The sequence below is a fragment of the Advenella kashmirensis W13003 genome (assembly GCF_000506985.1).
Classification (GTDB): Bacteria; Pseudomonadota; Gammaproteobacteria; order Burkholderiales; family Burkholderiaceae_B; genus Advenella; species Advenella kashmirensis_A.
Window position 1 is genome coordinate 1133752 of sequence record NZ_KI650979.1, and the last position, 22658, is coordinate 1156409.

Genomic DNA, 22658 nt, shown 5'->3' on the forward strand with positions numbered 1-22658 from the left:
CTTATGCGCCGACTTTGACCACAATGTGGCAAGTCTGCTTCTCGATACGGTTACCGCGGCCCTTGGCCCTTGCGGAGAATCGCTTCATTGACTGAGCTTTGTCGACATAGATCGTTGTGACTTTCAGTTCGTCAATATCGGCACCATCATTGTGCTCGGCATTCGCAATTGCGGATTCGAGCGCTTTTTTGACGATACCAGCGGCTTTTTTTGGTGTGAATGTAAGGATATTCAACGCATGTGCCACAGACTTGCCACGGACCATGTCCGCAACCAGACGGGTTTTTTGCGCAGAGATATGTACACCACGAATAACGGCTGTAGTTTCCATCGCTTACCTCTTAGACTTTTTGTCTGCAGCATGGCCCTTGTATGTACGGGTATGTGCAAACTCGCCAAGCTTGTGACCAACCATATTTTCGTTCACATACACAGGCACGTGTTGACGGCCATTGTGAACAGCAATTGTCAAGCCGATGAAGTCAGGCAGGATGGTTGAACGACGCGACCAGGTTTTGATCGGTTTTTTCTCTTTCCCATCGACGGCGGCATCCACTTTTTTCAGCAAGTGGGCGTCTACGAAAGGACCTTTTTTAATAGAACGTGACATTTAGTTCGCCCCTTATTTACGCTTGCGACGTGACACAATCATTGAGTCAGTACGCTTGTTGCGGCGGGTTTTGAAGCCTTTGGACGGTGTACCCCATGGGCTGACCGGCTCACGAGCTTCGCCTGTACGGCCTTCACCACCACCGTGTGGGTGATCAACCGGGTTCATGGCAACACCACGAACGGTCGGACGAATACCACGCCAACGCATCGCACCGGCTTTACCGTATTGACGCAGGCTGTGTTCTTCATTGCCGACTTCACCGATTGTCGCGCGGCAGTCGATATGAACGCGGCGAACTTCACCAGAGCGCAGGCGGACCTGGGCGTAAATGCCTTCACGGGCCATCAGAACAGCGGATGCACCAGCGGAACGGGCGATTTGCGCGCCTTTTCCTGGCAGCATTTCGATGCAATGGATGGTTGAACCGATAGGGATGTTGCGAATCGGCATGGTGTTACCCACGCGGATAGGCACTTCCTTGCCGGACAACAGTGATGCACCGACAGCCAGGCCACGAGGAGCGATGATGTAGCGACGCTCGCCGTCTGCATAGCAAAGCAGGGCAATGTGTGCAGTACGGTTCGGATCGTATTCCAGGCGTTCTACTTTGGCAGGAATGCCATCTTTGTTGCGACGGAAATCGACCAGACGGTAATGGCTTTTATGACCACCGCCACGATGACGAATGGTGATATGACCGTTGTTGTTACGGCCGGAACCACGTTTCTGGTGCTCAACCAGAGCTGCGTAAGGCGCACCTTTATGCAGATCGGCGTGCACAACCTTGATCATGCCGCGACGGCCGGCAGAGGTTGGTTTTGTTTTAACTAAGGCCATCTCAGTTTACCTCCGTAAAGTCAAGTTCCTGACCTTTCTTCAGTGAAACGTAGGCAATACGGTTGGTTTTGCGACGACCGGTAAAACGGCCTGAGCGCTTGACCTTACCTTTACGGTTCAGTACAGAAACGGAATCGACTTCAACTTTGAACAGCATTTCAACAGCTGCTTTCACTTCGGGCTTGGTTGCATCGGGTGCAACACGCAGCGCGATTTGGGGTTTCGCACCAGATTCGGCGATGAAAGTCGCTTTCTCGGTGATGACGGGTGCCAAAATCACTTGCAATAGACGTTCTGCTTTCATCCCAGCATCTCCTCGAATTGAGCGATAGCTGCTTTGGTGATCAGCACTTTTTTGTAGTGGACCAGAGACAGCGGATCAGCGTAACGCGGTTCTACAACAGCTACGTGCGGCAGATTGCGAGTTGCCAGGTAGGTGTTTTCATCAACGGTGTCGGTGATGATCAGAACGGAATCCAGACCCATTGCTTTGAGTTTTGACGCAGCCAGTTTTGTTTTAGGCGTGTCAAAAGTGAAAGCGTCGACAACGGCGATGCGATCTTCGCGAGCCAGTTGAGACAGGATCGAACGGATACCCGCGCGATACATTTTTTTGTTGACTTTCTGGCTGAAGTTTTCTTCAGGAGAGTTCGGGAATGCACGACCACCTCCACGCCAGATGGGAGAGGATGTCATACCGGCACGAGCGCGGCCGGTACCTTTCTGGCGCCATGGCTTTTTCGTGCTGTGTTTGACCTGTTCGCGGTCTTTCTGGGCGCGATTACCGGCGCGTGCATTTGCCTGATAGGCAATCACGACCTGGTGAATCAGCGCTTCATTGAAGTCGCGACCAAAGATGGTGTCAGGTGCGCTGACGGTTGCGTCAGACTGGCCCTGATCGTTCAGGAGCTTAAGATCCATTATTTGGCTCCTTTCGCAGACATTTTGATGGCCGGCAGAACCACGACGTCGCCATTCTTGTGGCCGGGCACTGCTCCACGAACCATCAGAAGACCACGCTCGGCGTCAACACGGATGACATCAAGATTTTGAACGGTACGGGTTACATCACCCAGATGACCGGACATGCGTTTACCAGGAAAAATACGACCCGGATCCTGTGCCTGACCGATAGAACCAGGAACACGGTGTGACCGGGAGTTACCGTGAGAAGCGCGCTGGGAACCAAAGTTGTGACGCTTGATGGTACCTGCGAAACCTTTACCGATTGTTGTGCCTTGCACATCAACCTTCTGGCCGGCTTCGAAAACGCTTTCGACGGCTACAACGGCACCGGCTGTAAATTCAGCGGCTTTTGCAGGATCGAGACGGAATTCTTTAAGGATAGAACCGGCTTCTGCACCGGCTTTTGCGTAGTGACCTGCTTGCGCCTTTGTCACACGGCTTGCACGGCGTTCGCCGTAGGCAACCTGAACGGCAGCATAGCCGTCTGTGTCCAGAGACTTGACCTGGGTAACGCGGTTGTTGGATACGTCCAGCACGGTGACAGGGATTGACTCGCCTTCTTCCGTGAAGATACGCATCATGCCAACCTTGCGACCAACCAGTCCCAGCCGATGAGCGGCAGGCGTAGGTGTCGTATTCGACATCATTTTCTCCAATTCCCAGCTACGATTGGCTGGGGCTAAATTTAATTTAATTCATCCGGTGAACTCAAGACAGCAACGCTTTGTCTTCCCGAACAACAATACCGCCTGAAGAAGGTGGACTCGATTTGATCAAACAACTCAAGGCGCACACGCAGCATGATCATGCCCGTGACGCGCCCAAAATCCAGTAAAACCGACCAAATGGCGAACCCAACTACAGTGGTTAGCCTGTGACTATAGCATTATGCGAGCCCTCTGGCAAGTAAAATTACCGGTTCCCGTCGGAAAAGCCACGCAGAATCAATCATTTATGTCAGAAATTTGCGACACGGGGGCGATGCCCCTTGCTGCAGCCAGCGCGTGCATGGAGGACTGCATGGCCGGATACAGTCCTTCGTATACCGCGAACAGCTGCTGATACACCTGATGAGCCTGGCTATTGGGCGTCGCGCGGCAGACCAGGTGGGTCCAGCCCTGCTCCACTTCGGCTTCGCTCACCAGACCCAGCCCGACGGCGCCCAGCAGCGCCGCCCCCATGGCAGCCTCCACCTCCTCTTCGATGGTGTAGACCGGATAACCGGTAACATCGGCAATAATCTGCATCCACAAATCGGAATTGACCGCCCCGCCCACCACCACCAGGCGCTGGTCCAGGTTTTGCCGTCGCTCGCCGACGGCCTGCATGTTGTGCCACAGGGCAAAGGCGATACCTTCAATGACCGCCCGATACAGATGCGCCCGGGTATGGGTCAGATTCAATCCGGCAAAAGTACCACTGGCACGGGCGTCCCAGACCGGACTGCGTTCGCCCATCAGATAAGGCAGAAAGATCAGTCCGTGCGCACCAGGCGGCAACGGCGCAGCCTGCTGCTCCAGTAGCGCGTATACGGAAACGCCCTGCGCTTTGGCCTGCGCCTGCTCGGCCTGGCAGAACTGTTCAACAAACCAGGTGACAGCACCCCCGGCCGTCGCTGCACCGCCAAATACATAGCGCTGTGCCTGCCCCTTGTAGACATAGGGCATGCAGACCAGGTCACGGCCGCTTTCGCTTTCCGTCTGCAGATAGCCCCAGCACATGCTGGTGCCAAGCATGGCCACATGGTCGCCCGGCTTGCGTACGCCGCCGGCGAAAGTGGCAATGGCGGCATCAATGCCGCCCAGCACGATGGGAATACCGCGCGTCAGCCCCAGCTGTGCCGCCTTGGCGGCGGTCACGGTGCCCACCACGTCGGTGCTGTCAATCAACATGGGCGGCATTTTTGCCGGATCCAGCCCGACCATGCCCATGGCCTCTTCGGACCAGACATGACGCTGCATGTCGTAAACACCGCCGATATTGCCGGCAGAACTGTGATCAACAGCCAGCTCACCCGTCAGATAATGCGCGATCCAGCTGTTAGGCGGCAGGAACCAGGCGGTTCTGGCCCAGACATCGGGTTCGTGATTTTTGATCCACAGCATTTTGGTAAAACCATAGTAGCTGTCCACGCCGTTGCCGGTGATGGCAAATAATTGCTCCAGATCGACCTGTGCGCGGATCATGTCGGTCTCTGCCGTGGCACGCCGGTCCATCCAGATGAGGCAGGGGTACAGCGGCTCGCACTGTTCATCCACCGCAATGCCTGACCCGCCATACAGGCTGCTGATGCACAGCCCGGCGATCTGCTCTTCGCGGACACCGATTTGCATTGCGCGCGTTACGCATTCGCGTACGCTGCGTACGAAGGCGTCCAGCCATACCCGGGCGTCCTGTTCTGCCCATAAGGGACGCGGTGTATCCGGGTGGTAGGCCACGCTGGCCTGTGCGATGAGCCGGCCATCGGTACCGGCGATCAGCGCCTTGGTGCTTTGAGTGCCAATGTCCACGCCAATAATATATTTGTCCATAGTCCGTCTTGCCAAGGCAATTGTGTTGTATCGTTGACAGGCATGCTGCCCGTATCCGGAAAAACGCTATGTTGTTATGAAACTAACATTTTTGTTAGAATAATAACAACATTCTACAATCATGCATCTCATGCAGGAGACACTTCGTGAGTCCCCAGACACATCCGGCCACCCCCGCTGGCGAGCGGCCGCCCGTTGCACGCAACGAAATTATGCCACTGGATCTGGCCCTGGTCGAAGCGCAACGCGCCAATCTGAGTGCGATTGAACGGCGCATCGCTTCCCTGCCCGGCCGGCGCACCGTCAAGAAAGAGGCCCAGGCCGCCTGGCTGCTCAAGGCTGTCAGTTGCATCGACCTGACCACGCTCAATGGCGATGATACACCGGAGCGCGTGCGTCGTCTGTGCGCCAAGGCCGCCCAACCCGTGCGCCAGGATCTGCTTGACGCCATGGGATTCACGATGCCGCTCACAACCGGCGCAGTCTGCGTTTATCACCGATATGTCGATACGGCCGTCCATGCGCTGGCGCGCACTGGTATTCCCGTTGCCGCCGTGTCTACCGGATTTCCGGCAGGGTTGTCCCCGCATGAGATCAAGTTGCAGGAAATCGCCGCCTCGGTGGCCGCCGGCGCCAGCGAGATCGATATTGTGATCACCCGCGAACATGTGCTGACCGGCAACTGGCCGGCCCTGTATCAGGAAATGCGCGAATATCGCCAGGCCTGCGGCAACGCCCATGTCAAGGCGATTCTGGCGACCGGCGACATCAGAACCCTGCGCAATGTCGCCAGGGCATCCATGGTGTGCATGATGGCCGGCGCCGATTTCATCAAAACCTCCACAGGCAAGGAAGGCGTCAATGCCACGCTGCCGGTTTCCCTGGTCATGCTTCGCGCCATTCGCGCCTACCAGGCACTGACCGGTTTCCAGGTGGGTTACAAGCCGGCCGGGGGCGTATCCACAGCCAAGGATGCGATCAACTACCTCATTCTGGTCAATGAAGAGCTGGGGCGCCGCTGGCTGGAGCCCGATCTGTTCCGCTTCGGTGCCTCCAGCCTGCTGGCCGACATCGAGCGCCAGCTCGAGCACTTCGTGACCGGCCGCTATTCGGCCACTAACCGCCACCCGATGGGTTAACGCCATGACTGTCACCGATTACTTTATGACCATGCAATACGGTACCGCCCCTGAAAGCGACAGCGCCGCCCGCCAGTGGCTGGCCCAACACCGGTCGCGTTTTACACATTTCACTGCCGGACGATTTACCAAACCGGGCGACAACGCCACCTTCGAGACGCTGGAGCCGGCCACGGGCCAGGTACTGGCGACCCTGAGCCAGGCCAGCGAAAGCGATGTCGATGCCGCCGTGAAAGCGGCGCGCAAGGCGCAAAAGGGCTGGCTCGCGATGGGCGGCCACGGCCGCGCACGGCACCTGTACAGCCTGGCGCGCATGCTGCAAAAATACAGCCGCCTGTTTGCCGTGCTTGAGTCGCTGGACAATGGCAAGCCCATCCGCGAGTCGCGCGACCTGGATGTACCGCTGGCAGCGCGTCATTTTCTGTATCACGCCGGCATGGCCCAGTTGCAGGATACCGAAATGACCCAATGGCAGCCCTATGGGGTTGTCGGTCAGATTATTCCCTGGAATTTCCCGCTGCTGATGCTGGCCTGGAAAGTCGCCCCGGCACTGGCCAGCGGCAACACGGTGGTACTCAAGCCTGCCGAATTTACTTCGCTCACGGCCTTGCTGTTTGCCGAACTGGCCGCACGCACGCTGCCGGCGGGGGTGCTCAATGTCGTCACCGGCGATGGCACGGTCGGTGAATATCTGGTCGGCCATGCCGATGTGGACAAAATTGCCTTTACCGGTTCGACCGAGGTGGGGCGATTGATCCGCAGCCAGACGGCCGGTTCAGGCAAGGGGCTGACGCTGGAGCTGGGCGGCAAGTCGCCTTTCATTATCTTTGATGACGCCGATATTGACAGTGCCATCGAAGGCATTGTCGACGCCATCTGGTTCAATCAGGGACAAGTGTGCTGCGCCGGCTCGCGCCTGCTGGTGCAGGAAAGCGTGGCTGAACGCGTCCATGCACGCCTGCGTGACCGCATGAAAACGCTGCGCGTCGGCCCATCGCTGGACAAAAATATCGATATGTCCGCCATTATTGACCCCACGCAATTGCAGCGCATCCGCCAACTGGTCAAGGACGGCGTGAGGCAGGGAGGCGAGCTGTGGCAAGCAACGGAAACCACCCTGCCAGAGATCGGCACTTACTACCCGCCGACACTGATCACCGGTGTACAGCCCGCATCAACCCTGGCCCAGGAAGAAATTTTCGGCCCGGTGCTGGTCAGCATGACCTTTCGCACTCCGCAAGAGGCGGTTGAGCTGGCTAACAATACCCGTTACGGTCTGGCTGCCAGCGTGTGGAGCGAGAATATCAATCTGGCACTGGATATCGCCCCGAAACTGCGTTGCGGTGTCGTCTGGATCAACGCCAGCAATCTGTTTGACGCCTCTGTCGGTTTTGGCGGTGTCCGCGAATCAGGTTACGGCCGTGAAGGCGGACTCGAAGGCATTTATGAATACCTCAGGCCCGTGTCCTGGGCCAAAGCACCCGCCCTTAAGACGGGCCGCAAGGACAGCAGGACATCTGCCGTCCCTGTACAGAATGAATTCGAGGTTCCCGGTATTGATCGCACCGCCAAGTTGTATATCGGCGGCAAGCAGGTTCGCCCCGACGGCGGTACCAGTGTCGCAGTGACCGATAGCGATGGGAAGTTTGCCGGTGAAATCGCGGTGGGCTCGCGCAAGGATATCCGCAATGCGGTGGCCGCCGCGCGCAAGGCAGGCAGTTGGCAAAACGCCACCACCTTCAATCGCTCGCAAGTGCTTTACTATCTGGCCGAAAACCTGTCGTATCGTGCAGAAGAACTCACGCGCCGCCTGGCCAGCACCAGCGGCGCAAGCCGCAAGGACGCGACCCGGGAATTTGAACTGGGGCTCGAACGCCTGTTCACCTTTGCCGCCTGGGCCGACAAATATGACGGTCGTGTGCATACCCCACCGTTACGTGGCGTTGCGCTGGCCGTGAATGAACCCATTGGCGTCATCGGTGTAATCTGCCCTGACGAATCGCCGTGGCTCTCCATGATTTCCCTGATTGCCGCCGGCATGGCAATGGGCAATAGTCTTGTTTTGATTCCGGGAAACCAGGCCGCATTGCTCGCTACCGATCTGTATCAGGTGCTGGAAACCTCGGATGTACCCGCTGGCGCAGTCAATATCGTCACGGGTGACCGCCTGGAACTGGCAGCCGTACTGGCGGATCATGATGATGTCGACAGCGTGTGGGCCTTCGGCCCGCTCGAATTGACCGAATTGATCCAAAAACGCTCTGTCGGCAATCTGAAACGCACCTTCGGCAACGAGGGCAAGGCCATCGACTGGCAACAGTGGACGGCGGCCGACATTCAGCTTTTGCTTCGCCAGGCCACCCAGGTCAAGAATATCTGGATACCCTACGGAGACTGATTATAATACCTGCCAGAACAAGGACAGCTTATGCTCAAGAACATCGACCCGCTGCTCAATGCCGACGTACTGCATGCCCTGCGCTCCATGGGCCATGGCGACGAACTGATTATCAGCGATGCGCATTTCCCCTCGGATTCCATCGCGCGCCAGACCAGCATAGGCAAGCTGCTGCGCATTGACGCCAGCGCCGACCGGGTCGCCCAGGCGGTGCTGTCGGTCATGGTACTGGACAGCTTCGTGCCCGACCCGGCTCTGCGCATGGAAGTGGTCGATGACCCTGAGCACATTCCTGAAGTACAACAGGACGTCCAGGCCTTGCTGGAAGACGGCCAGCGCCTGGCGCCCATCGAACGTCACGCCTTTTACGAACGCGCCCGCCGCGCCTATTGCGTCATCGTAACTGCGGATACGCGCAGCTATGGGTGCTTTATTTTCAAGAAAGGCGTGCTCAATCCAACCCAGACCAACCGTCAGCCTGTCTGACACACCTGTCGAGTGTCTGTCCATATGACCGCAACACGTCCACGTATTGTTATTGTCGGTATTTACGTTGCCGACCTGCTATTCAAGGCGCCCCGCATGCCGATTATCGGCGAGACCCTGCTGGGCAGCCATTTTGCCATGGGGCCGGGTGGCAAGGGATCCAATCAGGCCGTGGCGGCCGCCCGCGCCGGTGCCGAGGTTTTTTTCTGCACCCGCCTGGGCAATGACGCCTTCGCCGCGGATGCACAAAAAACCTGGCAGCAGGCCGGAGTAACCTCACGAGCCACCCTGCATGATGACCTGACTACGGGCGCTGCGCATATTTTTGTCGAAGACGACACCGGCCGCAATGCCATTATCGTCTATGCCGGCGCGGCCGCGCATATGGTGCCCGCCGATCTGGATGCCATTGAAGACGACATCGCCGGCGCGCATATCTTTGTGGCGCAACTGGAGCAGCCCCTGGATGTGGCCATGCATGGCCTGCGCCTGGCCCGCAAGCACGGCGTCACCACCATTTTCAACCCCGCCCCCGCAGCCACACTGCCGGACGATATCTTCCCGCTTTGTGACTGGATCACGCCGAATGAGACCGAGACAAGCCTGCTGACCGGCATGCCCGTGACCAATCTGGACCAGGCACGCGCCGCCGCCGACCTGCTGCTGGCGAAAGGCGTGAAGAATGTGGTGATCACACTGGGCGACCAGGGCTCCCTGTTGCACACGGCGGAAAAAAGTGTTCATATTGCCCCGTTTATTGCCGGCAAGTGCATTGATACGGCAGGCGCCGGCGATGGGTTCACCGCCGGCCTGGCCACCGCGCTGGCCGAAGGCCGCCCACCCGAGGAGGCCCTGCGGTTTGCCTCGGCACTGGCCGGCATTTCCGTGACACGCAGCGGTACCGCTGCGTCCATGCCCGATCGGGCGCAAATCGATACCCTGCTTTGCACAGGTCCCTGAACAATGAAATCTGCCCAATCTCCCTTTACCGACCGGCAACTGACATTCCTTCTGGCGATCAATATTGTGATCGTGATCGCAGGCACGCTCCTGTCGTCGGGCGCGGATTTTGTCAGCGTGTTCAATCTGCAGTCCATGGCCATGCAATTGCCGCAAATGGGTCTGCTGGCCATGGCCATGATGATGTCCATGATTTCGGGCAATGGGGGCATTGATTTATCGGGTATTGCACTGGCAAACCTGGCCGGTGTGATTGGTGCGTTGCTCCTGCCGCAATGGATCGATGCCGAAGCGGCGCCGTGGCTGTTCACTTTTTCGTTTGTGGGCCTCATGCTGTGCGTCGGTCTGCTGGGCGGACTGCTCAACGGCATTATCATTGCCCGCTTCAATCTGACACCGATCCTGACTACGCTGGGCACGCAACTGGTTTTTACCGGCATCGCCACGGTACTGTCCAATGGATCGTCGGTCAATCTGCCGTATATCGAACCGCTTTCGGCCATCGGCAACGACAATCTGTTCGGCATTCCCATCGCTTTTATTATTTTTGTGGCATTCGCCCTGTTTCTGGGCTGGGTATTGAAGCGGACACCGTTCGGGCTGCGCCTTTACATGCTGGGGACCAACCCCAAAGCCGCCTACTACGCGGGTATCCCCCGCAGCACCATGCTTATCTGCACCTACACCATGTGCGGCCTGCTGGCCGCCTGCTCGGGTTTGATGTCGGCCAGCCAGGCTGCGAGCGCCAGCGCCAAGTACGGCGATTCCTATCTCTTGATCGCCATCCTGATCGCCGTCATGGGGGGCGTCAATCCCGCGGGCGGTTATGGGCGCGTCATCTGCGTATTTTTTGCGGCAACAGCGCTGCAATTGCTCTCAAGCATGTTCAATCTGATCGGCGTATCCGAATTTGCCGGCAATTGCATCTGGGGGCTGCTGCTCTTGTTCTTCCTGGCCTATTCCCGGCAGGAGATCAAACTCAGAATCAGGCGGCGCCAGGCCGTCAAGACCTGATCCACTGTTCAAACTTGATCTGCACCGCCCCATCCGGTACCGATCACTGTCCGTTGATGGGATTTTGGAGACACGCATGAAACTCAAGACACTGCCAATGTGCCTGTTGGCTTGCACAATCGGCATCGGATTCGCTGCCGGGGCGCACGCCGAAGATAAAAAATCCATCGTCACGGTTGTGAAAGTCACCGGCATCAACTGGTTCACCCGTATGGACGAAGGCGTCAAGGAATTTGCCAAGGCCAATCCGGACATTAACGCGTCGCAGACCGGTCCCGGCCGTGCCGATGCTGCCCAGCAATTGAAAATTATTCAGGACCTGGTCGCCAAAAACGTCAGTGCGCTGGCGATCGTGCCATTTGATCCGCCTACGCTGGAACCCATCCTGGCCCGCGCCAAAAGCCGTGGCATCAAGATTGTCACGCACGAAGCAGACAACCTGAAAAACACTGACTACGATCTGGAAGCCTTCAAGAACAACGAATACGGCGCCGATCTGAACGAGCGTCTGGCCAAATGCATGGCCAACAAGGGCGAGTGGGCGGTTCTGGTGGGTTCACTGGGCAGCCGTTCGCAGGTGCAATGGGCGCAGGGCGGGATTGACAATGCCAAAGCCAAATATCCCGATCTGAAACTGGTGACGACCATGCAGGAAACCAACAATGACGGTGAGAAAGCCTACCAGGTGGCCCAGCAGCTGCTGCGCAAGTATCCGAATCTGGCCGGCTTTCAGGGGTCGTCTTCCCTGGACGTAATCGGTATCGGCCGTGCCGTTGAAGAAGCAGGCAAAGCAGGCAAGATCTGCGTATTCGGTACGGGCCTGCCGGGCGAAGCCGGGCCTTATATGGAAAAAGACGCCATTACCGGTATTGCTTTCTGGGATCCGAAAGACGCCGGCATTGCCATGAACAATGTCGCCAAAATGCTGCTGGAAGGCAAAACCATTGAAAACGGCACCGACCTTGGCGTGCCTGGCTACGAAAAAGTGACGGTCGAAAAAGGCCCCGGCAAGGGCATGATCATCCGTGGCGCCGGCTGGGTTCGCGTGGACAAGGCCAACTACAAACAATATAACTTCTGACCGGTCCCTGAGACCAGCTTCGGGCCGCGCCTCTCGCGGGCGGCCCGCAACGGGATTCTGCCCAGATGACGACGACAACGACACGCACGAACCACGACCACACGCCCGCACAGCCTGCCGCTGACGGGAAGGCATTTCTGTCTGTTCGCGATATCCACAAGCGCTTTACGGGCGTGCATGCACTGCGCGGTGTCAGCCTGGATATCCACCCCGGACAGATATACCATTTGCTCGGTGAAAACGGCTGCGGCAAGAGCACGCTGATCAAGATTATCTCGGGTGCCCAGCCGCCAGATGAGGGCGACCTGATTCTGGATGGCGAGCGCTTTGAGGAATTCACTGCACTGAGCGCCCTGGGCGCCGGCATTGAAACGGTATACCAGGACTTGTCGCTGATTCCCAATCTGAGCGTCATGGACAATATTTCCCTGACGGTGGAACTGGCCGAACACCAGGGTCGGCTTGCCCGCGTGATCAACCATCAGGTATTGCGTGATCGGGCGGTCGGCGCGCTGCGCCAGTTGCAGTTACCCGATGATCGCTATTTTCTGCAGGCAAAAATCGAAGACCTGCCCCTGGCCACGCGACAGTTGGTTGCGATTGCACGTGCCGTGGCAAGCGACGCCCGTTTCATCATCATGGATGAACCAACCACCTCGCTGACGCAAAAGGAAGTGGACAATCTGGTTCGCATCGTCAAGGACCTGTGTGCACGCGGCGTTGCCGTGCTTTTTGTGAGTCATAAGCTGGACGAATGCTACGCCATCGGCGGCAACGTCATTGTGATGCGAGACGGTCAGGTGATTGCCCAGGGTGACATCAACAACTTCAGCAAACATCAGATCGGCGAACTCATGACGGGGCGAGTGCTGAGCGACCAGCGTTATCGCCGGAATACGCCACAGGCCGAGGTCATGCTGGGCGTGCGCAACCTGGGCCGTGATCAGGATTTCAACGATATCTCCTTTGACGTGCACAAGGGTGAAATCGTCGGCATCACCGGCTTGCTGGATTCCGGCCGCAATGAATTGGCACGGGCGCTGGCCGGCGTCGCGCCGCTGCGCAGCGGCACGCTGACGCTCAATGGCAAGCCCATTACGGTCAATACGCCCGCCGAAGCCACCGCCCATCGCATTGCCTACGTGCCGGAAGATCGCCTGGTCGAAGGACTGTTTTTGACCCGCTCGATCACTGACAATACCATCACGGCCGTTCTGCCGGATATGTGCGACGCGCTGGGGCAGATCCAGAAAGACAAGGCCGCCCGCTTCTCGCAGGATATGACCAGTCGCCTGAAGATCGCCACACCCAACGTTCAGAACCCGGTGCAAAGCCTGTCTGGCGGCAACCAGCAACGCGTGCTGATCGGGCGCTGGCTGGCGATCAACCCGCTGCTGCTGATTCTGCACGGCCCCACGGTCGGCGTCGACGTTGGTTCCAAAGATACGATTTACCAGATCATCCAGTCCCTGACTGAAGAGGGCATGAGCATTATTATCATCAGCGATGACCTGCCCGAGCTACTGGCCAACTGCGACCGGATTCTGCTCATGAAGAAAGGCCGTATCAGCGACGAATTTCAGGCAGAAGGTCTTGAAGAGCCGGCGCTTTACCACGCCTTGCTGTCGTAACCCCCCTATTGATTCTCATTTCGCCAACCATGACCACGACGACTTCTGCCAGCCCCACCGCCCAGGACAGCGCCACACCCAATCGACCGCCCTATCTGGTCCGGCATCCCGAGTTCTTTACGCTCGGCCTGATCGTGATCCTGTTTGTTGTCGTGGCCGTTATCAATCCCATGTTCTTCCAGCCTGGTTCGCTGTTCGATGTGTTGCGCGCAGCCACCCGCTCGGCGATTTTTGCGTTGGGGATTCTGGTGGTGCTGGCCTCGGGCGGGCTCGATGTGTCTTTTACGGCGATCGCCGCGCTGGTGATGTACGGCCTGACCAAGATTGTCCTGCTGTTTTTTCCGGAAGCGCCGTTTGTGCTGATCCTGCTGGCCGGCGCCGCGGGTGGCCTGCTGCTGGGCCTGATGAACGGCTGGCTGGTCAAAAAGCTGGCGGCACCGTCGCTGGTGGTCACCATCGGGACACAGTTTCTGATCCGCGGCTTTCTGCTGGCGTTTATCGGCACGGAGTTTTTCATGAATATCCCGCCCTCCATGCTTGCGGTGGGACAGGCCAATATTGTGAGCTTCCAGAACAATCAGGGGCTGCAGACGGCATTGCCATACACCACCCTGGCCATACCGATTCTCGCGCTGATCACCTGGTGGCTGCTGAACAAGACGATGATGGGACGCGCCGTCTATGCCATGGGCGGCAGCCCCGCCATTGCCGAACGCCTGGGCTATAACCTGACGCGCGTTTATCTCTTTGTCTTTGGTTATGCAGGTCTGCTGGCCGGCATTGCCGGCATCATTCATGTGTCCAGCACACGCATTGCCAATCCGTTTGATATTGTCGGCACCGAACTGGACGTGATTGCTGCCGTGATCCTGGGCGGCGCCCGCATTACCGGCGGCAGCGGCACCGTGACAGGAACCCTGCTGGGTGTACTGCTGGTGACGCTTATCAACAGTGTGTTGATTACCTTGGGGATTCCCACGACCTGGCAGAAGGTGATTGTCGGCGCGTTTATTCTGGTGGCTGGTCTACTGTTTTCGCTGCGTAGCAAACGGTAGCGGGCAATCTGGGCGACGCCTTGGAGCGGCCATAACGACACAGCAACTCCTCGGCCTCTTTTGCGCCGAATCGTTCTGCTATAACTTCATGAAATGGGCGGGCCCTGGCAAATTCATCCGGGCCCCATTCAGGATTTTCTTCATCGCTAAATTCAGGAATGGGATATATGCTCATCGTATTTCATCTCTCGCTTGTCTGTGTGACAGCATCAGCAGACAGGCATTTTTAGCACACTCAGTATGAGCAATCACCATCGGAAAATACGTATTTCGCAGTTAAGACTGTTCAGTCAAAACCGCATCAAACTGATTGACATCGGCAAAGTGAATATGCCGGCGTACGCCCAGCTTGCTTGAGTCGACCACCAGATAGCGGCGTTTGGCCCGCTGCATGGCGCGGCGCTTGATATCTTTTTCGTGCAGGTTCCAGCAGCTGATGCCGGTCTGCTCGTCCACGCCACCGGCCGAGATGAAGGCGGTATCAAAACTGATCTGATCCAGCGCGCCCAGCGCCTCCTGTCCCGAAAAAGAATCCGAAGACGGCATGTAGGTGCCGCCCAGCACGATCAGTCGCAATGCACGCTTATGCTTGAGGATTTCCGCGGTATTCAGGGAGTAACAGACCACCGTCAAGGCCAGGTCATCGGGAATCAGCCGGGCCAGATGGACCAGTGTCGTGCCGCAGTCGATGAAAATGACATCGTGCTCATGAATCAGCGCCAGCGCCTTTTGCGATGCACGTTTTTTAGCCTGGGCAAAATGGTCCTTTTCCTGCGCCAGCGAATAGTGCGCGCCGCCCTGCAGGGACTGTGCTGACACGATGTGGCCACCCAGATAGGACAATTTGCCATCGCCGCGCGCCAGATCGCGCCGCACCGTCATTTCCGATACGCCGAGCAATGCCGCTGCATCCCGCAGCCGCAACGACCCTGCCTGCTGCAGCGCCTGCTCCAGCTTGTGTAAACGCTCTGCTGGCGTCATGTCCTTCTTCCTACGTTATCTCTGGTTTCACTGTCTTCCCGACCGCGGCAACCAGGCGCACCTCAGGTCTGCGGGCAGGCGCTGGCGACGCAAGCAGATCACCGACCGGGCCGCCAGCCGGACCTTACCGGAACAGTGCGACAGTCCGGCTACAGCCCCGCAGCCGCCCGGGCGCAACGCGCCGCCGCCAGATCCCAGGCCGCGCATCCCACGGTCTTAAACATGATCGGGCGGGAATAGTCGATATCGCCTTCAATAGCCTGCGCCAGCGTGGTGACCTCATTCCAGTCCTTCTTCGCCTGAATATAATCACCTGCTTCGTGTTGCGCACCCACCAGATCATCCACATAGCATACGCTGTTCATGACCGTTTCGGGAGCGATTTCCACCATATGCGAACGGAACGCGCCTACCCCGATAATCAGGCGTCCTGCAACAGGAGGCGCATGGTACACCGGCTCGACAGCGGTCGTCAACGTAATGACCGCGTCAAACTGTTCGGGCAACTGGTTCAGGTCCGTGACTTCCAACCGGATGTCCAGATCAGCATGCCGTTCGCAGAAGGCCTGGGCTTTGGCATAGGATTCCGGACGTCCTGCAATGTAGACCGTCGCACCCGGATATAACTCGGCGATAGCCTGTACATGGCCCTCGGCCTGCGTACCAGCACCAATAATTACGATGCTGCGCGGATCTTTTTCCAGAAACAGCTGCAGGCCCGCCATGGACAGCGCTGCGGTACGCCTGGCGGTGACGGTCGGCCCGTCCAGGACAAACAGCGGCACACCTGTCGCACTGTCAATAACCGATACGACACCCTGAATGGTGGGCCGCCCCTGGTCTGGATTGGCCGGCAGCAGTGAAATCAGCTTGTGGGCGCAGATATCGGATGCCGTGCAGGGCATGGAGAGCAGAACGCCCTCTTTGCTGTCCGGCACCTTCAACACCTGCCGGTCAGGGCTTTCGATTTTGCCCTGGGCATATTCAAGCGCCGCGTCCAGAATATATTGGCGCAAAGGCGCAAAAGCGATCAACTGGCGCGTTTCTTCGACGTTGAACACGCGTACGGTTGAACTACTCATCGACTTCTCCTGTGTCATTATCGGGGCGTTGTGTCGCCATCCACAACACCTGTGCATCGTCCTGGCTGACGCTGATGCAGCGGTGGCCCATGCGACTGTCAATATAAAAACTGTCGCCCGGCCCCAGCCTGGCTTCGGAATAAAATTCCGTATGCAGTTCAATCTCGCCGCTGATCACGTACACAAACTCTTCGCCCTCGTGGCGATTCCAGTCGGTGAAGACCGTCAAGTCGCGGGCCGTAATACGTGTCAGAAACGGCATCATCCGCTTGTGCGAGAGCTGCGAGCATAACAGCAAATGGTCATAATACCGCGTCTTGTGCGCCTTGCCCTGCCCGGCACGGTCTACTACGCAACGTCCAGCCCCCATGGGTTCACGCGCGGGCGTAAACAGTTCAGCCACATCCAGCGACAAACCAATGGCCAATTTCTGCAGCACATCATAGGTGGGCGACATCAGTCCGTTTTCGATTTTCGACAGGGTCGAGGCCGCGATACCACAGGCGCGGCCCGCCTGCTCCAGCGTCAGGTCGTTGGCCAGGCGCACGGCACGCAATCGTTGCATCAGCGGCGTTTCCTCACGAGCGACCATGTCAATGGCTTCCCAGATAGGCGTCGCGCACTTCGGGGTTGGCCAGCAATTCAGCACCCGTACCCGTCATGCGGATTTCACCGGTTACCATCACATAGGCCCGGTCAGCCAGCTTGAGCGCGTGGTTGGCGTTCTGTTCAACCAGAAAAATGGTTTTGCCGTTCTTGCCCAGTTCCTTCAAGACCGAAAAAATCTGCCGCACAATCAACGGCGCCAGGCCCAGGCTGGGTTCGTCCAGCAGGATCATATCGGGGCGGCTCATCAGCGCGCGGGCAATGGCCAGCATTTGCTGCTCGCCGCCCGAGAGCGTTCCTGCGCGCTGGTTACGGCGCTCTTTCAGACGCGGAAACAACTCGAACATATGCTGCCGATCCTCGTCAATATGGGCTTCACCAATCGGCAGCGTGCCGATCATGATGTTTTCTTCCACCGTCATTTTCGGAAAAATACGGCGCCCCTCAGGCACCTGTGCAATGCCCTGGCTCGCGATTTTATGCGGAGGCAGACGCAGCAAGTTGTTGCCCTTATACAGAATCTGCCCGGTGCGGGCCCGCGGCGTGCCGAAAATCGTCATCAGCAGCGTACTTTTACCGGCGCCGTTGGCGCCGATCAGCGTCACGATCTCCCCCTGATTGATATGCAGGGAAACGTTTTTGAGCGCCTGGATCTGCCCATAGTAGGAACTGACATCCTTGACTTCAAGAATTGGGGTGTCTGCCATGCTTTAGTCCTCCACCTCGGTGCCCAGATAGGCCGCGATCACGACCTCTGAATTGCGGATGTGTTCCGGGGTGCCGGCATCAATCACTTTACCCTGATCCATCACAATAATATGTTCGGAAATATCCATGACCAGTCCCATGTCATGCTCGATTAGCAGCACGGTCACGTCATACTCGCTGCGCAGCTTGCGGATCAGCGCGGACAACTCGCGGGTCTCGCGCGGATTCAGACCCGCAGCGGGTTCGTCCAGGCAGATAATGACCGGGTTGGTGCACATGGCGCGGGCGATTTCCAGTCGCCGCTGGCGGCCGTAGGACAGCTCGCCTGCCAGCCGGTTGGCGTCTTCCGACAAATTGACCGTTTCCAGCCATTCGAACGCCTTGGCCAGACTGGCTTCTTCCCTGTCCGAGAAGTCCGGCGTCACCAGCAGGCCGGAAAACAGGTTCCGGTTCTGCATGCGATGCTGGGCGACCAGCAGATTTTCCAGTACAGTCATGTCCTTGAACAGGCGAATATTCTGGAAGGTACGCGCGATGCCCGCCCGGGCGACCAGATACGATCCTCCGGTGACCTTGCGGCGCAACAGGCTGCCTACTTCAATCCGGCCCTCGGGCTGCGTCAGATAAATATGACCTTCCGACACCGAATAGAAACCGGTGATGCAGTTGAAGACGGTGGTTTTACCTGCCCCATTGGGACCGATCAATGCGGTAATGGAGCCTTTCTGCACCTGAAAGCTGACGTCATTGTTGGCAATAATGCCGCCGAACCGCCGTGTCAGGTGTTCAACCGAGAGCAAGGCGCCCTGCACACTGTCCTGCGTCATATTCTGAGTCATCACGCCACCTCGCTTTTTCTGAATACTGAACGTTTCGGACGCAATAGCCCATTGGGCCGCCAGATCATCATCAAGATCATTAGTAAACCGAATAACAAGACGCGATAGCCGGCAAATTCCCGCAGGAATTCAGGCAGCAGCGTGAGAGTAAAGGCAGCAATAATGACCCCGATAGAGGACCCCATGCCTCCAAGCACAACGATGGACAGGATCAGCACCGATTCGAAGAAATTGAATGACTGCGGGCTGATGAATCCCTGTGCCGTGGCGAAAAACACCCCGGCCAGCCCACCCATCAGCGCACCCAGCATAAAGGCCGACAGCTTGACGGTCACGTGGTTGATGCCCAGCGATCGGCAGGCGATTTCGTCTTCGCGCAGCGCTTCCCATGAACGGCCGATAGGCATGACACGCAATTGGGTGAAAAATCGCAAGGCAATCATGCTGATTACAAATAGCAGCAGGTACACGAACAGATAACGGTAATCGCTGCTATAGGGCAGGCCGAAAAACTCATGGAACGGCACCGCGTCTCCCCGGGCGCGGCGGATGAATTCAAGATTGAACAATGTGGGCGCAGGCACCGAAGCGCCATTGGGCCCGCCGGTAAAACTGATCCAGTTGACCAGCACCAGGCGGATAATCTCTCCGAACCCCAGGGTGACAATGGCAAGATAGTCGCCATGCATCTTGAGTACGGGAAAGCCCAGCAGGCCCCCGCACATGGCGGCCAGCAGCGGCGCCAGAATCAATGCCGTCCAAAAGCCGATGCCCAGGTATTCAGCACCCAGCGCCAGAAAATAGGCACCCACCGCGTAGAAGGCGACAAAGCCCAGATCCAGCAATCCTGCCAGACCCACCACAATATTGAGCCCCAGTCCCAACAGCACATACACCATGGCCAGGGTCAGGTTGTTCATCCAGCTTTTGCCGAACCAGCCAAAATAGAAAAAGAGCAGGGGCAGAATAAGCCCCACCAGAAAGAGCACCGGCAGCGCGCCTTTCCATGGGTGTTTTTTGCCGCGGCGTTTCGGAATACGCACGCCCATGGCCACCATGACAAACAGTACCACCAGCACCAGGGCAATTCCTGCGCCACGATAAATGACGCCGGTCAGACCCAATACCAGAAACACGGCCATCAGCCCACCGCCCCACAGCAGCACGCGCATCAGGCGCTTGCCGCCATCGGCATACTCATCCTCAACCTCGACGCCATGCTCGGTTTTGATGAAATTTTGAATGAAGTTTTGTCCGGTGGCCGTTTGTGCCCCCACCGATACGAAGAAACGTACAAATGCCACGAGCAGGCCAATGGCCAGACCGTTCAGAAAGAAGGGGCTGCGAAACCAGTCCAGTTCGAACGTATACTGCTTGAGCATGAAGTTGGTGATCGGACTGAACACAAGCATGGTCAGCACGCCCGCCACCACGGCATCGCGAAAGGAATGGCCGAAGTCAATTGTCGTAGAACTCTGCGCGGTGCTCATTACACTTTCTCCACGGCAGGTCGGCCCAGCAAGCCGCTTGGTTTGAAGATCAGCACCAGCACCAGCATGCTGAAGGAGAAGACATCCTTGTAGTCGCTGCTGACGAAACCCGCAAACAACGATTCAAGCACCCCAAGAATCAGGCCACCCAGCATGGCGCCGGGCAGCGAACCGATTCCCCCGAGCACCGCTGCGCTGAACGCCTTGATCCCCAGGATGAAACCGATATGAAAATCGAAAGAGCCGTAGTTGAACGTTACCAGCTCGCCGGCGACGGCTGCCATGACCGAACCGATCACAAACACAGTTGAAATAATCCGGGTGGTATTGATGCCAAGGATCGTCGCCATTTTGCGATCCTGTTCAACGGCCCGGCATTGGCGGCCCAGGCTGGTTTTCTGGATCACCCAGGTCAGGCTCGCCATGGCAATGAACGTTACGACAACAATCAACAGGTCGATATAGCGAATCTGGAAGAAACCGGTATCCGAACCTATGGTGAAGCCACCCTGAATGACTGATGGCACGCCCTGCACATACGGCCCCTGACTGACCTGCACATAGTTCTGCAGCAGCAGCGACACGCCGATCGCCGTAATCAGCGGCGCCAGCCGGTTGGTAGTACGCAGCGGACGATACACTGTGCGCTCGATATACCAGCCATACAGCCCGGTAATGAACATGGTCACGAACAGCGTGAGCAGCAGAGACAGCGCGATAGAGTCGATGCCAAGAAATGTGAATACGGCAAATGCGATTGCAGTGATATAGGCGCTGATCATGTAAATCTCGCCGTGGGCGAAATTGATCATGCCGATAATGCCATAAACCATGGTGTAGCCAATTGCAATCAGGCCGTAAATAGCGCCAAGCGTGACGCCGTTTACCAATTGCTGACCCAGGATGTACCAATCCATGTTTATACCTTTTCAGGGTGAAGATGGGGGCCCGGTGTTTTGCAGAAAAACAGCCATAAGCGATTCGGGAAAATGGATGCGAGAGTCGCTGACGGCGCAGGATGAAGCCGTGCGCCGTCCGGTTCAGCCCTTACTTCTTGTACTCGACGTACTTGCCGTCTTTGTTCCAGACATACAGAACGAAGTCGTTGGATTTCAGATCGCCTTTTTCGTCCCAGCCCTTGTTGCCTGTGACCGTTGGAACCGGATTGGCTTTGAGCCAGTCGGCCAGTTTGGTACCATCTGTTTCGTCTTTATTGGCGGCCAGCGCTGCCGCCACCGCCTGTACTGCGGCATAGGAATACAGCGTAAAGCCTTCGGCATCACTGCCCGCTTTTTTCAGTTCATCGACAACACTTTTCGAGGCGGGATCGTTACGTGGATCTTTCAGAAAGCTCATATACACGCCTTCAGCATTCTGGATGCCGCCGGCAGCCGTAACGAAGGCCGGATCGGCAATTCCGTCATCAGAAATAAACGGTGTTTTCAGGCCCTGCTGACGCATTTGCTTGACAAGCACACCGGCCTCGGCATACAGACCGCCGAAGAAGACGGCGTCGACATTGGCGCCCTTGATCTTGGTGACCAGCGCATTGTAGTCACGCTCACCCCGTGTTACGCCGTCCTCAAGCACCACTTCGATTCCCAGCTTTTTGGCCGCATCGCGCGTGGCATTGGCCAGGCCTACACCGTAAGTGTCTTTGTCATTAATGATGGCGGCGCGCTTGACGTTCAGAACCTCTTTCATGAACTTGGCGTCGACCTCGCCCTGCTGGTCATCGCGACCGCAAGTGCGCAAAATCGTAGACAGGTCGCGCTCGGTGACCTTGGGGTTGGTCGAAGCAGGCGTGATATTCAGAATATTGGCTTCGTCATAAATTTCAGAAGCGGGGATGGTGCTGGAAGAGCAAAAGTGACCGATTACGGCGGTCACTTTTTCCTGGTCAACCAGGCGGTTGGCTGCGGCGACAGCCTGCTTGGGATCACATGCGTCGTCGGCCGTTACCAGCTTGAGTTGTTTGCCGTTGACGCCGCCCTTGGCATTGATGGCATCAATGGCAGCCTGTGCGCCCGTTTGCAGCTGCTTGCCGAATGCCGCACTGCCACCGGTCATGGGTGCACCCAGGCCGATTTTGATTTCGTCCGCGGCCAGCGCCGGCGTACCAAATACTGCGGTAAGCGCGGTGGCCATTAACACGTTTTTCAACACTTTATTCATGCTTTTCTCCTGATCGACGAGCACGGATTCTGCCCTGGGCAAAATCAACTTTGAAATGCGACAGGC

23 protein-coding genes are annotated in these 22658 nt (G+C 57.4%); 8 read left to right on the top strand and 15 right to left on the bottom strand.

Going from position 1 to position 22658, the window contains the following annotated elements:
* Position 1: 1 nt before the first annotated feature.
* From rplV to W822_RS29380, 7 genes are all read right to left on the bottom strand, one after another.
* The gene (gene rplV, locus W822_RS29350) at positions 2 to 331 is read right to left on the bottom strand and encodes a 50S ribosomal protein L22 (protein ID WP_024004137.1); all 330 of its coding nucleotides are present in this window, start codon (positions 329 to 331) and stop codon (positions 2 to 4) included.
* Positions 332 to 334: 3 nt separating this feature from the next.
* A complete protein-coding gene (gene rpsS / locus W822_RS29355; RefSeq protein WP_014752563.1) occupies positions 335 to 610 on the bottom strand; it encodes a 30S ribosomal protein S19 in 276 nt (91 codons plus the stop codon).
* Positions 611 to 622: 12 nt separating this feature from the next.
* Positions 623 to 1450 (bottom strand): 50S ribosomal protein L2, encoded by an 828-nt coding sequence (gene rplB, locus W822_RS29360; RefSeq protein WP_024004138.1) that lies wholly within the window; start codon positions 1448 to 1450, stop codon positions 623 to 625.
* A 1-nt stretch (position 1451) separates the two neighbouring features.
* Complete coding sequence (gene rplW, locus W822_RS29365; RefSeq protein WP_024004139.1) at positions 1452 to 1754, bottom strand: 50S ribosomal protein L23; 303 nt, start codon at positions 1752 to 1754, stop codon at positions 1452 to 1454.
* A complete protein-coding gene (gene rplD / locus W822_RS29370) occupies positions 1751 to 2371 on the bottom strand; it encodes a 50S ribosomal protein L4 (RefSeq protein WP_024004140.1) in 621 nt (206 codons plus the stop codon). Before rplD ends, rplW begins: the two co-directional genes overlap by 4 nt.
* Positions 2371 to 3060, bottom strand: coding sequence for a 50S ribosomal protein L3 (rplC, locus tag W822_RS29375; protein WP_031242215.1), 690 nt, complete (start codon positions 3058 to 3060; stop codon positions 2371 to 2373). Before rplC ends, rplD begins: the two co-directional genes overlap by 1 nt.
* A gap of 300 nt (positions 3061 to 3360) precedes the next feature.
* The gene (locus W822_RS29380) at positions 3361 to 4947 is read right to left on the bottom strand and encodes an FGGY-family carbohydrate kinase (RefSeq protein WP_024004142.1); all 1587 of its coding nucleotides are present in this window, start codon (positions 4945 to 4947) and stop codon (positions 3361 to 3363) included.
* Positions 4948 to 5093: 146 nt separating this feature from the next.
* On the opposite strand from W822_RS29380, the gene deoC reads away from it, so the two are divergent.
* The 8 genes from deoC (at position 5094) to W822_RS29410 (ending at position 14711) form a co-directional block, all read left to right on the top strand.
* Entirely contained in the window at positions 5094 to 6086 is a 993-nt protein-coding gene (gene deoC / locus W822_RS29385; RefSeq protein WP_024004143.1) for a deoxyribose-phosphate aldolase, read from the top strand.
* Between the two features lie 4 nt (positions 6087 to 6090).
* Entirely contained in the window at positions 6091 to 8484 is a 2394-nt protein-coding gene (locus W822_RS29390; RefSeq protein ID WP_024004144.1) for an aldehyde dehydrogenase family protein, read from the top strand.
* A gap of 30 nt (positions 8485 to 8514) precedes the next feature.
* Positions 8515 to 8970, top strand: a complete 456-nt coding sequence (locus W822_RS29395; RefSeq protein ID WP_024004145.1) for an RbsD/FucU family protein — start codon at positions 8515 to 8517, stop codon at positions 8968 to 8970.
* A gap of 24 nt (positions 8971 to 8994) precedes the next feature.
* A complete protein-coding gene (rbsK, locus tag W822_RS0123280) occupies positions 8995 to 9930 on the top strand; it encodes a ribokinase (RefSeq protein WP_031242219.1) in 936 nt (311 codons plus the stop codon).
* A gap of 3 nt (positions 9931 to 9933) precedes the next feature.
* Complete coding sequence (locus tag W822_RS0123285; protein ID WP_034279472.1) at positions 9934 to 10944, top strand: ABC transporter permease; 1011 nt, start codon at positions 9934 to 9936, stop codon at positions 10942 to 10944.
* 76 nt (positions 10945 to 11020) lie between these two features.
* Positions 11021 to 12025 (top strand): substrate-binding domain-containing protein, encoded by a 1005-nt coding sequence (locus W822_RS29400; RefSeq protein WP_024004146.1) that lies wholly within the window; start codon positions 11021 to 11023, stop codon positions 12023 to 12025.
* Positions 12026 to 12090: 65 nt separating this feature from the next.
* Entirely contained in the window at positions 12091 to 13656 is a 1566-nt protein-coding gene (locus W822_RS29405) for a sugar ABC transporter ATP-binding protein (RefSeq protein ID WP_024004147.1), read from the top strand.
* 29 nt (positions 13657 to 13685) lie between these two features.
* Positions 13686 to 14711, top strand: a complete 1026-nt coding sequence (locus W822_RS29410; RefSeq protein WP_051401698.1) for an ABC transporter permease — start codon at positions 13686 to 13688, stop codon at positions 14709 to 14711.
* 276 nt (positions 14712 to 14987) lie between these two features.
* Here W822_RS29410 and W822_RS0123290 read toward each other — a convergent pair whose 3' ends face one another.
* The 8 genes from W822_RS0123290 to W822_RS29440 all read right to left on the bottom strand — a co-directional run bounded on the left by W822_RS0123290 (position 14988) and on the right by W822_RS29440 (position 22592).
* Positions 14988 to 15692 carry a DeoR/GlpR family DNA-binding transcription regulator gene (locus tag W822_RS0123290; protein WP_031242225.1) on the bottom strand — a complete coding sequence of 235 codons (705 nt, stop codon included), beginning with the start codon at positions 15690 to 15692 and terminating at the stop codon, positions 14988 to 14990.
* 149 nt (positions 15693 to 15841) lie between these two features.
* Positions 15842 to 16774, bottom strand: a complete 933-nt coding sequence (locus W822_RS29415) for a delta(1)-pyrroline-2-carboxylate reductase family protein (protein ID WP_024004149.1) — start codon at positions 16772 to 16774, stop codon at positions 15842 to 15844.
* On the bottom strand, positions 16767 to 17366 hold the full coding sequence (locus W822_RS29420; RefSeq protein ID WP_024004150.1) for a helix-turn-helix domain-containing protein: 600 nt from the start codon (positions 17364 to 17366) through the stop codon (positions 16767 to 16769). Before W822_RS29420 ends, W822_RS29415 begins: the two co-directional genes overlap by 8 nt.
* A gap of 1 nt (position 17367) precedes the next feature.
* Complete coding sequence (locus tag W822_RS29425) at positions 17368 to 18087, bottom strand: ABC transporter ATP-binding protein (protein ID WP_024004151.1); 720 nt, start codon at positions 18085 to 18087, stop codon at positions 17368 to 17370.
* Positions 18088 to 18090: 3 nt separating this feature from the next.
* Complete coding sequence (locus W822_RS29430; protein ID WP_437177138.1) at positions 18091 to 18927, bottom strand: ABC transporter ATP-binding protein; 837 nt, start codon at positions 18925 to 18927, stop codon at positions 18091 to 18093.
* Positions 18927 to 20417, bottom strand: a complete 1491-nt coding sequence (gene livM, locus W822_RS0123295; protein ID WP_024004153.1) for a high-affinity branched-chain amino acid ABC transporter permease LivM — start codon at positions 20415 to 20417, stop codon at positions 18927 to 18929. Before livM ends, W822_RS29430 begins: the two co-directional genes overlap by 1 nt.
* The gene (locus W822_RS29435; protein ID WP_024004154.1) at positions 20417 to 21334 is read right to left on the bottom strand and encodes an ABC transporter permease subunit; all 918 of its coding nucleotides are present in this window, start codon (positions 21332 to 21334) and stop codon (positions 20417 to 20419) included. Before W822_RS29435 ends, livM begins: the two co-directional genes overlap by 1 nt.
* Positions 21335 to 21464: 130 nt before the next feature.
* Positions 21465 to 22592 (bottom strand): branched-chain amino acid ABC transporter substrate-binding protein, encoded by a 1128-nt coding sequence (locus W822_RS29440; protein WP_024004155.1) that lies wholly within the window; start codon positions 22590 to 22592, stop codon positions 21465 to 21467.
* Positions 22593 to 22658: the final 66 nt, after the last annotated feature.

What these genes read in the sequence shown, in the direction of transcription:
- W822_RS29430 (WP_437177138.1), bottom strand. Translation starts at nt 18,927, where the DNA reads ATGACTCAGAATATGACGCAGGACAGTGTGCAGGGCGCCTTGCTCTCG.
- W822_RS29415 (WP_024004149.1), bottom strand. Translation starts at nt 16,774, where the DNA reads ATGAGTAGTTCAACCGTACGCGTGTTCAACGTCGAAGAAACGCGCCAG.
- W822_RS29435 (WP_024004154.1), bottom strand. Translation starts at nt 21,334, where the DNA reads ATGGATTGGTACATCCTGGGTCAGCAATTGGTAAACGGCGTCACGCTT.
- W822_RS0123290 (WP_031242225.1), bottom strand. Translation starts at nt 15,692, where the DNA reads ATGACGCCAGCAGAGCGTTTACACAAGCTGGAGCAGGCGCTGCAGCAG.
- rbsK (WP_031242219.1), top strand. Translation starts at nt 8,995, where the DNA reads ATGACCGCAACACGTCCACGTATTGTTATTGTCGGTATTTACGTTGCC.
- livM (WP_024004153.1), bottom strand. Translation starts at nt 20,417, where the DNA reads ATGAGCACCGCGCAGAGTTCTACGACAATTGACTTCGGCCATTCCTTT.
- rplV (WP_024004137.1), bottom strand. Translation starts at nt 331, where the DNA reads ATGGAAACTACAGCCGTTATTCGTGGTGTACATATCTCTGCGCAAAAA.
- W822_RS29405 (WP_024004147.1), top strand. Translation starts at nt 12,091, where the DNA reads ATGACGACGACAACGACACGCACGAACCACGACCACACGCCCGCACAG.
- W822_RS29380 (WP_024004142.1), bottom strand. Translation starts at nt 4,947, where the DNA reads ATGGACAAATATATTATTGGCGTGGACATTGGCACTCAAAGCACCAAG.
- rplC (WP_031242215.1), bottom strand. Translation starts at nt 3,060, where the DNA reads ATGTCGAATACGACACCTACGCCTGCCGCTCATCGGCTGGGACTGGTT.
- rplB (WP_024004138.1), bottom strand. Translation starts at nt 1,450, where the DNA reads ATGGCCTTAGTTAAAACAAAACCAACCTCTGCCGGCCGTCGCGGCATG.
- W822_RS0123285 (WP_034279472.1), top strand. Translation starts at nt 9,934, where the DNA reads ATGAAATCTGCCCAATCTCCCTTTACCGACCGGCAACTGACATTCCTT.
- W822_RS29390 (WP_024004144.1), top strand. Translation starts at nt 6,091, where the DNA reads ATGACTGTCACCGATTACTTTATGACCATGCAATACGGTACCGCCCCT.
- W822_RS29400 (WP_024004146.1), top strand. Translation starts at nt 11,021, where the DNA reads ATGAAACTCAAGACACTGCCAATGTGCCTGTTGGCTTGCACAATCGGC.
- W822_RS29420 (WP_024004150.1), bottom strand. Translation starts at nt 17,366, where the DNA reads ATGGTCGCTCGTGAGGAAACGCCGCTGATGCAACGATTGCGTGCCGTG.
- W822_RS29425 (WP_024004151.1), bottom strand. Translation starts at nt 18,087, where the DNA reads ATGGCAGACACCCCAATTCTTGAAGTCAAGGATGTCAGTTCCTACTAT.
- rplD (WP_024004140.1), bottom strand. Translation starts at nt 2,371, where the DNA reads ATGGATCTTAAGCTCCTGAACGATCAGGGCCAGTCTGACGCAACCGTC.
- rplW (WP_024004139.1), bottom strand. Translation starts at nt 1,754, where the DNA reads ATGAAAGCAGAACGTCTATTGCAAGTGATTTTGGCACCCGTCATCACC.
- W822_RS29440 (WP_024004155.1), bottom strand. Translation starts at nt 22,592, where the DNA reads ATGAATAAAGTGTTGAAAAACGTGTTAATGGCCACCGCGCTTACCGCA.
- rpsS (WP_014752563.1), bottom strand. Translation starts at nt 610, where the DNA reads ATGTCACGTTCTATTAAAAAAGGTCCTTTCGTAGACGCCCACTTGCTG.
- W822_RS29395 (WP_024004145.1), top strand. Translation starts at nt 8,515, where the DNA reads ATGCTCAAGAACATCGACCCGCTGCTCAATGCCGACGTACTGCATGCC.
- W822_RS29410 (WP_051401698.1), top strand. Translation starts at nt 13,686, where the DNA reads ATGACCACGACGACTTCTGCCAGCCCCACCGCCCAGGACAGCGCCACA.